The sequence below is a fragment of the Flavobacterium sp. N502540 genome, from assembly GCF_025947365.1.
Classification (GTDB): domain Bacteria; phylum Bacteroidota; class Bacteroidia; order Flavobacteriales; family Flavobacteriaceae; genus Flavobacterium.
On sequence record NZ_CP110012.1, the window covers coordinates 375558 to 388914 of the forward strand.

The following is a 13357-nucleotide window of genomic DNA, read 5'->3' on the forward strand; positions in this document are numbered from 1 at the left end:
TTGAAATAATCTCTTTTAAGTTCTTTTCAGCCGCAATTAAAAAAGCCTTTCAAGTATAAAATCTTGAAAGGCTTTTGTCTACAAATTAAAAAGCAATATTATTTCCAACCACCGCCTAAGTCTCTGTAAACATGGACTGCAGCATTCAATTGTTCTTTTTTAGTATCTACCAGTTCCAGTTTCGCTTCTAATGCATCTCGTTGTGTCATTAAAACCTCAAAATAATCTACTCTGGCCGATTTAAACAAATCGTTAGAAACGTCTATTGAAGTGTTCAGAGCATCTACCTGTTGCGATTTAAGATCATAACCTTTTTGTAAGTTTTCGATCTTTGAAAGCTGGTTAGACACTTCTAAATAAGCATTCAAAATGGTACGATCGTAATTGTACAAAGCCTGAAGCTGTCTTGCATTTGCGCTAGCGAATTCTGCTTTAATCGCATTTCTGTTGATCAGCGGTGCAGCCAGATCTCCGGCTAATGAATACAAAAGTGACTCCGGAAATGTTAACAAATAGGAAGGTTTAAATGCCTGTACTCCTATCGCCGCCGAAATGTTCAATGAAGGATAAAATTCGGCACGTGCCACTTTTACATCTAATTTTGATGCGACTAATTCTAATTCGGCCTGTTTCACATCGGGACGATTGGCCAGTAATTGAGATGGAATTCCGGAACTCACTACAGTCGGTAATAAGCTCAGGAAGTTGTTTGCATTGGTTCTTTTAATTTCCTGTGGATATCTTCCCAATAAAAAGTTGATTTTATTCTCCGTTTCTTTTATTTGCTGAAGAATTCCAAATTCCAGACTTTTTGAAGTTAAAACTTCTGCTTCAAACTTCTTCACGCCCAGTTCGGTCGCTCTTGCCGCCTGCTTCTGAATTTTTACAATTTCCAAAGCATTCGTCTGCAATTTGATGGTTTGTTTTACAATGTCCAATTGGGTATCCAAAGCCAGTAACTCATAATAAGAATCAGCTACTTCGGCAATAAGATTCGTAATTACAAAGTTCTTGCCTTCAACCGTTGCTAAATATCGGTTTAAAGCTGCTTTTTTAGAATTGCGCAGTTTTTTCCAGATATCTACTTCCCAGTTTGCATATGCCGAAATAGTAAAATCTCCCAGTGGATCTGGGGTCTTTACACCTGGTTTGATATCTGTATTGGCATCACCCGCACCCTGACTGGTGTAGCGGCCCACTTTCTCTACTCCAGCTCCGGCACGAACACCAACAGTTGGCAATAGAAGTCCTTTTTTTACACGAATGTCATTTTTTGCAATCTCAATTTCCTGCAAAGTAATGTTTAATTCCTGATTGTTCTTAAGCGCAACATCAATTAGCTCTACCAGATTCTGATCTTTAAAATAATCTTTCCACGCTAATGTTGCTGTATTGTTGTTAGCATCCTGAATCTGAGCTGTTGTACCAAACGACTCAGGAACTGGTGTGCTTGTTGTTGTAGTCTCAGGAGCAGGGGCTTTACACCCTGCAACCATGAGACATGCACTCAATGCAATACTATATTGATATGATTTGAATTTATACATGATTGTTATCAATTTCTTCTGTTAATGGATTCTCTTCTTCATGTTTCACTAATTTGTATCTCTCTGCTATTTTTCCAAAGATGTAATACAAACCAGGAATCAAAAACACCCCACAAATCGTTCCGATAAGCATACCTCCTGCCGCAGCAGTACCAATCGTACGGTTACCAATTTTTCCGGGACCGGTAGCAAATGCAAGCGGTAATAAACCTGCGATAAAAGCAAACGAAGTCATCAGGATTGGACGGAACCTTGCTTTGGCTCCTTCCATTGCTGCTTCCAGAACTGATTTACCTGCAGCATGTCGCTGGATTGCAAACTCTACAATCAACACGGCATTTTTACCCAATAAACCAATAAGCATCACCATCGCTACCTGCGCATAAATGTTGTTCTCTAATCCTGTTAATTTCAGTAAAAAGAAAGCTCCAAAAATACCTGCCGGTAAAGAAAGAATTACAGATAATGGTAAAATAAAACTCTCGTATTGAGCTGCCAGTACCAGATATACGAATCCTAAACAGATCAGGAATACCCAGATTGCCTGATTCCCCTGTGCCACCTCATCGGCAGAAATACCTGCCCAGTCGATGTCGTATCCTCTAGGCAATTTTTTAGCAGCAACTTCCTGAATAACTTTAATCGCCGTACCGGAACTATATCCCGCTGCAGCAGATCCACTAATTTGTGTGGAAGTGTACATATTATGTCTTGTGATTTCAGAAAGTCCGTATACTTTTTCCAATCTCATAAAAGCGGAGTAAGGTACCATTTCATCACGGTTGTTTTTCACATACAATTTTAAGATATCATCGGGCTGCGCACGATATTCCGGAGAAGCCTGAACAATTACTTTATAATTAATTCCGAATTTAATAAAACTGATTTCGTAGTTACTTCCCACAAGAGTTGACAAGGTATTCATGGCATTTTCGATAGAAACTCCTTTTTGTTGTGCAAGATCATTGTCGACTTTCATCATGTATTGAGGAAAACTCGAACTATAGAAACTAAACACGTTAGACAATTCAGGATGTCTGTTCAATTCAGCAACAAAGTCATTATTTACCTTTTCCATTTTTTTGTAATCTCCGGAACCTGTTTTATCCAATAAACGAAGTTCAAATCCTCCGGCAGCACCATATCCAGGTACAGCAGGCGGTTGGAAAAACTCGATATTAGCTCCTGCAATATCTTTACATTTTTCCTCCATTTCATGCATGATCTCCAAAACAGATTCTTTTCGGTCGCTCCAATCCTTAAGGTTAACCAAACAAGTCCCTGAGTTTGCTCCTGTACCTTCAGAAAGAATTTCGTAACCTGCCAATGAAGAAACTGATTTTACTCCGTCTATATCTTCAGCAATTTTCTGAACTCGCTCTGCAATATTGTTGGTTCTTTCTAATGAAGAACCAGGAGGTGTCTGAATTACAGCATAGAACATTCCCTGATCCTCATTTGGAATAAATCCGGAAGGAACTGTACTGCTCACTAACCATGTTCCGGCACAAAATCCTAACAAAGCAATTATAGTAACGGCTCTTCTGCTTACGATCTTACCTAATACATTTTGATATTTCCCCTGAGCCAGATTAAACTTATTATTAAAACCATCTATAAAAACATTAACTGGTGTTTTCTTTTTAGGCAGAGCATGATTATTTTTTAACATCATGGCACAAAGTGCTGGTGTCAGGGTTAAAGCCACAATACCCGAAAGTATAATCGCCGTTGCCATAGTAACCGAGAACTGTCTGTAAAATACCCCAACCGGACCGGACATGAATGCCACCGGAATAAATACCGCCGCCATCAGGAATGTAATCGCTATAATTGCCCCTGCAATCTCATGCATCGCTTTTTTAGTTGCTTTAAGGGGCGACAGATGTTCTTCTTCCATTTTGGCGTGAACTGCCTCGATCACAACGATCGCATCATCGACGACGACTCCAATTGCTAATACTAAAGCAAACAAAGTAATTAAGTTCAATGAAATATCTAAGAAAGTCATGAATACAAAGGTTCCAATCAACGATACCGGTACTGCAATTGCCGGAATAACAGTCGAACGCCAGTCTCCCAAGAAAAGAAATACCACTAAACCTACCAAAATAAAAGCTTCTACCAGCGTGTGTATTACTTTTTCGATAGAGGCATCCAAAAATTTAGAAACGTCGTATGAAATTTCATAATCCATTCCTTTTGGGAATTTTTGCTTAATTTTTTCCAATTTCGCTTTTACCTCCTCAATAACCTGATTAGCATTACTTCCAAAAGACTGTTTCAATACAATAGCTGCAGAAGGCTTACCATTTAAGTTCGAGTAAATGTCATACATCGAACTTCCGAATTCAATATTGGCAATATCTTTCAAACGTAAAAGTTCTCCGTTAGCATTAGATTTTACCACAATATTTCCATATTGCTCTTTTGTGGTAAAACGTCCGGAATATTTCAATACATATTCAAATGCCTGAGAACGTTTACCTGAACTTTCTCCTGTTTTACCAGGAGAAGCCTCCAAACTTTGACTTGACAATGCTTCCATTACCTCATCGGCAGAGATTTTGTACGCCAGCATACGATCCGGTTTCAGCCAGATACGCATAGCATATTCACGAGTTCCCAAGATATCTCCGGAACCGATACCATTTACCCTTTTCAATTCTGAAAGTACGTTGATATCAGCATAGTTGTACAAGAACTTCATATCGGTATTTTTGTCTGTACTGTAAAGGTTCACGTACATCAACATACTTGGTACTTCTCGGGTAATTTTTATACCCTCTCTAATTACCAATGGAGGTAATTTATTGGTAACCGAAGCTACACGGTTCTGAACGTTAATCGCCGCTTGGTTGGGATCTGTCCCTAAGTTAAAAACTACTTTTATTGTTGCCTCACCATCATTTCCGGCATCAGAAGACATGTATTTCATTCCCGGAACTCCGTTTAAAGCTCTTTCTAAAGGAATAATAACTGCCTTGATCATCAATTCACCATTAGATCCGGGATAATCTGCAGTAACATTCACCATTGGTGGTGAGATTGTAGGGAATTGCGTGATAGGTAAATTCAATACCGACAATACTCCTAAAAAGACAATTATAAGCGATATTACTATCGACAGTACAGGTCTTTGAATAAATTTATTAAACATTTTTTATTTTTTTAATGATTAAACCTATTCTGCTTTTAAGCGTAAATTGTTCATTACCGCTTTAGGAGATTGGAATTCATATTTGATTTTGTCGTTCTCTTTTACTTTTTGAACTCCTTCAAGTAAAATTTTATCGGTATCGGCAAGTCCGGTTCTGATCACATACAAATCAGGGATTTCGCCTGTTATTGTGATTTCTCTTGAATTTACTTTATTGTTTTTATCGATCACAAAAACATATTTTTTATCCTGAATTTCGTAAGTCGCTTTTTGAGGGATTACGATGGCATTCTTAAGCGGAACAATCATCTGAACCTGTCCTGTTTCTCCATTTCTAAGCAATTTTCCTGAATTAGGGAAACGTGCTCTGAATGCAATATTTCCGGTTTCATTATTAAATTCGCTTTCGATAACTTCTACATTTCCTTTTTCTTTAAAAGTTTCACCGTTAGCCAAAACCAAGCTTACTCTGTTATCAGCGCGGTCTTTTACATCGGTTTGATATTGCAGATATTCCGGTTCTGAAACATTGAAATAAGCAAACATCTGACTATTGTCTGAAAGACTCGTCATCAATTCACCTTCATCAATAAGGCTTCCTAATTTTAATGGAATACGATCGATAGTTCCGTCAAACGGAGCTCTGATTTCTGTAAATGACAAATGAAGTTTTGCCAGCGCAACTTCGGCTTTTGCAGATTGCAATTTTGCTTGTGCTACACTTAATTCGTTCTTAGAAACGATATTTTTATCTGCCAGTAATTTGGCATTTTGAAGTTCTATTTCTACTGATTTTTGTTCAGCTTGTGCTTTTAATAATTCTGCCTGATACATATTTGGCATAATTTTAAACAACAGCTGTCCTTTTTTTACAAATTGTCCTTCATCCACAAAGATGTTTTGTAAAAAACCTTTTTCCTGAGCACGGATCTCAATGTTACGTACTGATTTGATTTGTGAAACGTACTGTTTCGTAAACGAAGTGTCTATTTTTACCGGATTGGTAACAACAAATTTTTCTACTTCTTCTTTTTCTTCTTTTTTAGTTGTACAACTAGTTAGGCACACCAGGGCAATTAAGCCTGTGAACAAGATAATTCTTTTCATGATTTTAATGGAAATTAAGCGATTGAGTGCTTGGAATACAGTGATTCCTTTAGATGAAAAAATGCATCAGGCTCCCCTAGTCAGAACTTAACTTTCATATAAGATGAAGTAGCAAAAAATACATCAACAAAATATGCAGATCACAACTTAGGCAACCGATGTATATTGTTGAATCAAATTCTTAATACTCGTTGAGTAATGTAGATAGGATTTGAGTTGCCAAAGAATGGCAAGAAGATTTTAAAACGATTATAATCGTTTGCAGCAGTCTGACTGGTAGCAAAGGAAAGATACCAACTGTCAAGTAAGCTGTAATTTGTTGCAAACAAATGGTTTGAAAGGCCACCTTTAAGATCATCACTTCCAAGGCATTCTTCTTCAGTATCACAGTCAGCATCTTCTATGATTGAACTGCCCTGATCCTGATTGGTGAATTTCACACGGTGTCTTTTCTCAAGATGATGAGAATGAGAGTCTTTAGGAGTACCCGCATTAAGATATTGCCCTCCGCCAAGCAGAAGCAAATTCATAAATACTAAAAAGACTATTAACTTTCTCATTTGGGTGCGAAAGTAAGGAAAGTATCGAAAGAAAAAAAGATTTTTTTATAAGCTTTAACATTTAATAAAACACGAAAACGTTTTCAGGGTTCTAATAGGCTGAAATTGTGATAAAAAGATATTCTTTCTTGCTGAAAAATCATAAAAAATTGAGTCTGATTCAGAATCAAATTGGGAACCTTTCAAAAATCCGAAAAAAACTACAAAAATCGCAAACAACTGACGTTGTTTCTTTTATTTCAAAAAATACGCCCTGTTTTCTAAAGTAAAATCTCCATTATGGTAAATTCCTGTCCTGCTTTTGCAAAAACCTGCCCCGTATCCTGCAGGCCTAATTTCTCATAAAAAGCTTTTTTGCTAACTCTGGCGTTACACCAAACTTTTTTCAATTTCTTTTCTTTTGCTAATTGCAAAATATATTTTACAAGTTCAGAACCTATGCCTTTCCCCTGATATTCTTCCAGCGTAGCCAGCTTTCTGAACTGCATTTCGTCATCATTGATGAAACAGGAAACAATTGAAACCAGCTTACCTTCTACAAAAAAGCCAAAGTGTAATCCTAAAACATCTTCTTCTAACTTTACAAACTCAAATGGCTGATCCGGCCACATTACTTCATGTCTGATTTGCCAGGTCTCTGAAGCTTCTATTGTTTTGATTCTCATCGTTCTGCTTATTACTGTTTTACACACAAAGATATTTCATAAAAATAAAAAAAGGGAATCTAAGTTGATTCCCTTTTGCACTATTCTACTTTTATATAAAATCGCTCTGTATTATTGTCGGTTATTTTTTCAATACCCTCATCTCCCTTCTTACCAACATTAATGACATGTAATTCATTTCCATTTATGGTGCAATTCCAAACTGTACCATCAGATAAAATAATGTCCGAAAACAATGCATCTGATTTCTCTTTGTTGTAATACACTAATTTCTCAGACTTAATAAGTTTTTTTTCCTGCGTTTTCTTATTTTTCTCATACGAAAAGATTTCATCATCCTTAATCTCAATTAATTCCTCAAAATCTTTCTGAGAAGCTGCATTGTTTTGATTAGCAGCCCAAACCGGCTTATCTCCAACCATCTTCCAGGTACCAATAGCCTGCTTTAAAAGATGTTCTCTCAAAACTGTTCTTAAGGTATCTACTTTTTTAATCGATTCCTGACCTATTGCATTATCAGGTTTAATTTTTGAGGCAACGTAAAATAAGTCAATCGCTTTCTTATAATCCGCTTTTTCATAGTAATCTAAAGCTAATTCATATCTGCTTTTCTGAAATGCGATTTTAGCGTTATTTTGAGCAAAATTTTTAAAAGAGATTAATAAAACAATAAAAAATAGTTTCTTTTTCATTAATAATGTAGGTTTTCATTTTTTTTGCAAACCTAGTTTTTTAATAGCAGACTTCCATCTCCTTTTTAACTTTTTTTTAATTCAAATATAAGAATTTACTTATAAAATATTACAAAAGAAACTAAACAACTCTGATTACCATATAGTTACCTCCAATTTTTACTATTTTACCCTATAATTTAGACTGAAAATAAATTTAAAACCTCCATTGCTTTATCTGTGTCTTTTTTAGCCACAAAGATATGATCATGATAAAAAGCAGCCACAACATTGCAGCCAATACCATTCTCAGAAAGCGCTTTAGAAAAAGCCGCTGTTAAACCTACTGCTTCTAATGAAGAATGCACAGTAAGTGTGATCCAGGACATCACAACGGAATAATCCAAATTCAAAACCTCTGCCATTTCTTTTTTCAATATTAAAGTAGTTGCTTCTTTTTCTTTGAAGAACATTACAATATCATCGATAGATAAGTTCTCGATCTTTTCTACTTTACAAAAGACATAATCTCCTAAATTATGCTGAGGTTTCATGCTTTTCAACAATTTTTCTAAATCTTTCTCTCCCGCCATTTTGTTTTTTTTAAACGAATTTTATTTAAGTTTTTCCAGTTTTACTTTTGTTTCAGACGCATTTTCATCCAAAGCCAAGGCCTTTTCATAACTAACAATGGCATTTTTCTTATCTCCGTTTACTTCATAAAAATCTCCAAGTGAATCATATACATTTGCACTTTTAGGATAATTGGCAACATTTAACTTAAACAGATAGCCTGCCAAATCCATATCTTTTTTTCCTAAAGACTGGTAGCCATATGCATTAACTGTATTTTCAGGGACATGAACTGTATAACCCAAATGTTTTGAAACATTCTCAAAGTGTTTTTCAATCTTAGTAAACACCGCTTTATTAAAATTAAACTGCTCAGAGATGGAAAGTTTTAACTGATTGAACTTAAATAGAAAACGCAGACCATCATAAGTCGCAATTAACGGCACAGATCCGTGATTATCATCGCTGTAATATTGGTACTCATAATTCAGATTACTTTTTTTATTGTTCTCTAAAAAATCATTGAAATCTAAAATTGAACGGATATGTTTGGTAAGAAGTGATGTATCTTCTCTAACTTTTTCAATATTCATACCCTCATCCATCGTATTTGCAGCTGCCATAAATAAGGAAACTTTTGACAGGTTTTTATTGGCTAATTTTTTCTTCGTTTCTGTTAAAAACTTCTGACGATCCCACCACAAACTTGGATCGATCGCAATATAAGAGTTAAACAAGTCGGTATGATTAGTCAGGATATTCAAGGCTGTCAGTCCTCCGAAAGAATGTCCAATCAAGGTTTTAAAAGGTGCTGCGGGGTATTTACTGTCGATATACGGAATCAATTCTTTCTGAAGAAATTCAACAAATTTTTCTCCTCCTCCAGACTGATCACTGAGGCTTTGGGGTACAAACGGGGGATCTACATCCGAATGTGTTGGGGTTAAATCACGATTCCTAATGGTGTTTGTTATACCAACTATAATCATTTCAGGACAATTTGTGTTTCCGTTTGTCTCGCTTAATTCTTCAATAATTCCCACAACTGAACTAAAGTGTCCTTCTGCATCCAACAAATAAACTACGGGATACTTTTGTTTTGCTGAACCTATATTTCGTGCACTTTTAGGAAGATGAATCCATATTTTCCTATTTTCATTCAAAATTTTAGACGAAATACTATCTATGGTTCCTATTTCAATTTTAGTCTTATTCTGAGAAAAGGCAAAACCCGTCACCAATACGAATAAACTGAAGAATAGTATTTTTTTTCTAAAAACAATTTGCAAACTTTCCATCACTTTTTAACTGATTTAAAATTCGTTACTAAAAATTTAACATTCGCTTCTATTACAAACAAAAGCCGCCTTTTCTACTGAAAAAAGCGGCTTCTATTGTATTCTTTTAATTTACGGACCAATTGTTATCTAATGGGCTCGCATCCATAAAAATTCCTCCGTCAAGAGCCACTTTTTTGATTGGCTTACTGCTCTTAACTGTTATAGTTGCAAGTTTTTGATTTGCTTCCCAAACAGCCGGTGTATGATGAATCGTTTCTGTCGTGTTATCTGTATAAGTCACAATCATATCAAACGGAATGGCAAAACCACCAATATTAGCAACCGTAACAACATTCTTAGCGACCTTTTTCACTGAAAGATCTAAGTAATTATTAGAGAAGAACCAATTGTTAAAAAACCAATTCAGATTTTTCCCTGAAGCTGTATTCATCGAATTAAAATAATCCCACGGAATTGGGTGTTTTCCGTTCCAGTTGTCCATGTATGCATGTAATGATTTTTTAAATAAATCATCCCCCAGCAAATCTTTTAAAGCAAGGTAAGACAGGGAAGCTTTTCCATAAGAGTTATTCCCGTAGCCCGCGCCTGAAACTTGTGTCGACATTGAAATTATTGGCTGATCTTCTTCTGCAGACGGATCTTTTATGTAGCCTGTTACTCTAAATTCTTTATAAAACTTATCTGCAGCTTCTTTTCCATGTTCAGCAATTCCAATCAGGTATTCAAAAGTTGTTGCCCAGCCTTCGTCCATAAAAGCATAACGCGTTTCGTTGATTCCCATATAAAAAGGAAAATAAGTATGAGCTACTTCATGATCCTGAACCAATTGCGCAAAAACAGGATCACCCATTTGCGAATCATTACACATCATTGGATACTCCATATCGGCAAAACCCTGAAAAGCGGTCATCTTAGAAAATGGATAGGGAACTCCCGGCCAGCTGTGTGAAAAGAAACTTAATGCAAATTGATTGTTTTTCACCGAATCAACAAAATCAGTTCCTTTGACATCGTAAGCTGCCTGAACGCTTGCACGGCGGTTTGTTTTTTTATCTACTATTACACTGCTCGCATCCCACAAATAGTGATCGCTTAAACCAAAACAAACATCTGTAATATTTTTAGCTTCAAACTTCCAGGTATTCCAGTCGTTTTGTTTGGTCACCACACCACTTTTTAATTCCTGCTCATTGGCAATGTGCAGAATTTCATCAGTTATGTACGATTTTTTTAGACGAGCCGAGAATTCCGGTTGCAGAACCTCGTCCGGATTTAAGAAATCACCGGTAGCATAAACCACATAGTTTTTAGGCGCTTTAACGCTAAAACTATAATCATTAAAATCGTTATAAAATTCCTGACGGTCGGTGTGTGGTAATCTGTCCCAGCCATTATAGTCATCAAAAACACTCACACGTGGATAACTGTAGGCTACAAAAAAAGTAGTTTCGTCTATTTGCCCTTCTCTTCCACTCTCTTTAGACAGCGGATAATTCCAATCGATTGTAATAGTTGTTTTTGAGTTTGGTGCAATAGGTTTCATTAATTTTACATTTCCTACGGTTCCCCAACCTTTAGCATCTTCTTTATAGGCCTGACCTGCGATGTTCAAAGAGGTAATAGTAAGTCCTTCGCTTAAAAAATCATTACTCACACTTCCACCTCTGGGAGAGGAAGGTTTATGCAGGTTGTTGACAAATCTAACGACCAGATTTTTTAAACTATCCTTACTGTTATTTTCATATACGATTGTTTCGGTTCCGCTCACTAATCTTGTTTTCGGATCTACCATAATGTCCATGGTGTACTTTCCATGATTCTGCCAGTAGTTTTTCCCTGGTTTTCCGTCTGTCGATCGGGTTCCTTTTGCGTAAGCCTTTTTTATATTTCTGGGCATGTAAAGCTCTTGTGCAAAGCTTTCCTGTGCCAAAAACAAAAATGTAATTGATGCAAAATAAAATAATCCTTTTTTCATAAGCTGGTTTTTGGTTTGAGAATTTAAATGATGAATATTAGACCTCTTTTTTTTCATAATGTTACACGATTTTGTAAAATTAAACTTTAAAAAAACATAGAGTCTCAGTATCTTAAGATTTTAGCAACTTCAAAAAAGAAAAACCGTCTCCTTCAAAAAAGAAGAAGACGGTCTCTACAATTAATATATAACCTTGGAACTACAAAATATAATCGGTATTAATAAAATTCGATTCCCTGCTGTTTAGCAATTCCTGTAAAATTTCATTGTTATAAGCGATATCTTTTGAAGCCACAAACGTACGGATAGAAAAAGAACGCAAGGCATCCGGAATACTTAAAGTTCCTACAGCAGAATCTTTACGCCCTGTAAACGGGAAGGCATCAGGGCCACGCTGACAAGAACTGTTGAGGTTTACTCTGCATACTAAATTTACTAAGGCATCAATAAGCGGTGCCAAAGTTTTAATATCTTTCCCAAACAGACTCACCTGTTGTCCGTAATTGGATTCAGCCATATCTTCAAGCGGTTCATTGATATCTTTGAAAGAAATAATGGGAACCACCGGTCCAAACTGCTCTTCGTGATACACTCGCATTTCTTTATTTACCGGATACAGAACTGCCGGAAAAATATAATTTTCACTATGCTTCCCTCCTTTTTCGTTCAATACTTTTGCCCCCTTATGTATGGCATCATCAATTAAGCTCTGAATGTATTTTGGTTTGTCCGTTTCCGGAAGCGGTGTTAAAGAAACTCCTTTTTCCCAAGGATTTCCAAATGCGAGACCGTCTACCTTTTCAGCAAAACGTTTATTAAATTCCTCAGCAATAGATTCGTGTACGTACAGAACTTTTAGTGCTGTACAGCGTTGTCCGTTAAACGATAAACTTCCGGTAATACATTCCTGAATCGCTAAATCTAAATCGGCGTCGGGCAAAATAATAGCCGGATTCTTCGCTTCCAGACCTAAAATTAAACGCAGTCTGTTTTTATTTGGATGCTGATCCTGTAATGCTATTGCTGATTTACTGTTTCCGATTAACGCTAAAACGTCAATTTTTCCCGACTTCATAATAGGCGAAGCTACTTCTCGGCCACGGCCGTAAACAATATTAATGACTCCTTTCGGAAAACTGCTTCTGAACGCTTCCAACAAAGGCGAAATACATAAAACACCATGTTTTGCAGGTTTAAAAATCACAGTGTTTCCCATAATTAAAGCGGGAATCAATAATGAAAAAGTCTCATTCAAAGGATAGTTATAAGGTCCAAGACACAAAACCACCCCCAAAGGACCGCGACGAATCATGGCATTTACGCCCTGCACTTTTTCAAAATGAGAGCTACGTCCGTTCAGTTCCTTATAACTGTCAATTGTATCCTGAATATATTCGACCGTTCTGTCAAACTCTTTTTGCGAATCACCCAGATTCTTTCCAATTTCCCACATCAAAAGTTTCACCACCTCTTCGCGGGTTTCCTTCATTTGTTTTACGAAATTCTCCATGCATTTAATGCGGTCAACCACTTTCATCGTTGGCCATAAGCCCTGACCTTTGTTATAAGCAGCATTGGCAGCTTCTACTACTTCAGCAGCCTCTTTCTCTTCCATGAACGGAATCGATCCTAATAAAGTTGGCGTATATTTTTCGGTTGAGGAAATGGTCGAAAAAACCGGGGTTGTCTGTCCCGTCCATGGTTTTAATTCTCCATTTACAAGATAAGTATCTTGATTGATCAAATTTTTAATTTGAAATTCTTCGGGTATTAAACTCATAATTTGGTCTGTTATAGT

The 13357-nt window shown here is 36.4% G+C and carries 10 protein-coding genes; all 10 read right to left on the reverse strand.

Annotated features, from left to right (window positions below):
- Positions 1–98: 98 nt before the first annotated feature.
- The 10 genes from OLM58_RS01635 to OLM58_RS01680 all read right to left on the reverse strand — a co-directional run bounded on the left by OLM58_RS01635 (position 99) and on the right by OLM58_RS01680 (position 13339).
- Complete coding sequence (locus OLM58_RS01635; protein WP_264530949.1) at positions 99–1547, reverse strand: TolC family protein; 1449 nt, start codon at positions 1545–1547, stop codon at positions 99–101.
- On the reverse strand, positions 1540–4707 hold the full coding sequence (locus OLM58_RS01640) for an efflux RND transporter permease subunit (protein WP_264530950.1): 3168 nt from the start codon (positions 4705–4707) through the stop codon (positions 1540–1542). Before OLM58_RS01640 ends, OLM58_RS01635 begins: the two co-directional genes overlap by 8 nt.
- Positions 4708–4731: 24 nt before the next feature.
- On the reverse strand, positions 4732–5814 hold the full coding sequence (locus OLM58_RS01645; protein WP_017495288.1) for an efflux RND transporter periplasmic adaptor subunit: 1083 nt from the start codon (positions 5812–5814) through the stop codon (positions 4732–4734).
- A gap of 173 nt (positions 5815–5987) precedes the next feature.
- Entirely contained in the window at positions 5988–6374 is a 387-nt protein-coding gene (locus OLM58_RS01650) for a hypothetical protein (RefSeq protein WP_229998529.1), read from the reverse strand.
- 260 nt (positions 6375–6634) lie between these two features.
- Complete coding sequence (locus OLM58_RS01655) at positions 6635–7039, reverse strand: GNAT family N-acetyltransferase (RefSeq protein ID WP_264530951.1); 405 nt, start codon at positions 7037–7039, stop codon at positions 6635–6637.
- Between the two features lie 80 nt (positions 7040–7119).
- Positions 7120–7731: a hypothetical protein gene (locus tag OLM58_RS01660; RefSeq protein WP_264530952.1), complete on the reverse strand. Its 612-nt coding sequence runs from the start codon at positions 7729–7731 to the stop codon at positions 7120–7122.
- Positions 7732–7910: 179 nt separating this feature from the next.
- Positions 7911–8303 (reverse strand): ACT domain-containing protein, encoded by a 393-nt coding sequence (locus tag OLM58_RS01665; RefSeq protein ID WP_264530953.1) that lies wholly within the window; start codon positions 8301–8303, stop codon positions 7911–7913.
- A 21-nt stretch (positions 8304–8324) separates the two neighbouring features.
- Positions 8325–9581, reverse strand: coding sequence for an alpha/beta hydrolase-fold protein (locus OLM58_RS01670; RefSeq protein ID WP_264530954.1), 1257 nt, complete (start codon positions 9579–9581; stop codon positions 8325–8327).
- Positions 9582–9687: 106 nt separating this feature from the next.
- On the reverse strand, positions 9688–11559 hold the full coding sequence (locus OLM58_RS01675; RefSeq protein WP_264530955.1) for a M1 family metallopeptidase: 1872 nt from the start codon (positions 11557–11559) through the stop codon (positions 9688–9690).
- Positions 11560–11758: 199 nt separating this feature from the next.
- Positions 11759–13339: an NADP-dependent glyceraldehyde-3-phosphate dehydrogenase gene (locus OLM58_RS01680; protein WP_264530956.1), complete on the reverse strand. Its 1581-nt coding sequence runs from the start codon at positions 13337–13339 to the stop codon at positions 11759–11761.
- Between the last annotated feature and the right edge of the window lie 18 nt (positions 13340–13357).

What these genes read in the sequence shown, in the direction of transcription:
- OLM58_RS01635 (WP_264530949.1), bottom strand. Translation starts at nt 1,547, where the DNA reads ATGTATAAATTCAAATCATATCAATATAGTATTGCATTGAGTGCATGT.
- OLM58_RS01640 (WP_264530950.1), bottom strand. Translation starts at nt 4,707, where the DNA reads ATGTTTAATAAATTTATTCAAAGACCTGTACTGTCGATAGTAATATCG.
- OLM58_RS01645 (WP_017495288.1), bottom strand. Translation starts at nt 5,814, where the DNA reads ATGAAAAGAATTATCTTGTTCACAGGCTTAATTGCCCTGGTGTGCCTA.
- OLM58_RS01650 (WP_229998529.1), bottom strand. Translation starts at nt 6,374, where the DNA reads ATGAGAAAGTTAATAGTCTTTTTAGTATTTATGAATTTGCTTCTGCTT.
- OLM58_RS01655 (WP_264530951.1), bottom strand. Translation starts at nt 7,039, where the DNA reads ATGAGAATCAAAACAATAGAAGCTTCAGAGACCTGGCAAATCAGACAT.
- OLM58_RS01660 (WP_264530952.1), bottom strand. Translation starts at nt 7,731, where the DNA reads ATGAAAAAGAAACTATTTTTTATTGTTTTATTAATCTCTTTTAAAAAT.
- OLM58_RS01665 (WP_264530953.1), bottom strand. Translation starts at nt 8,303, where the DNA reads ATGGCGGGAGAGAAAGATTTAGAAAAATTGTTGAAAAGCATGAAACCT.
- OLM58_RS01670 (WP_264530954.1), bottom strand. Translation starts at nt 9,581, where the DNA reads ATGGAAAGTTTGCAAATTGTTTTTAGAAAAAAAATACTATTCTTCAGT.
- OLM58_RS01675 (WP_264530955.1), bottom strand. Translation starts at nt 11,559, where the DNA reads ATGAAAAAAGGATTATTTTATTTTGCATCAATTACATTTTTGTTTTTG.
- OLM58_RS01680 (WP_264530956.1), bottom strand. Translation starts at nt 13,339, where the DNA reads ATGAGTTTAATACCCGAAGAATTTCAAATTAAAAATTTGATCAATCAA.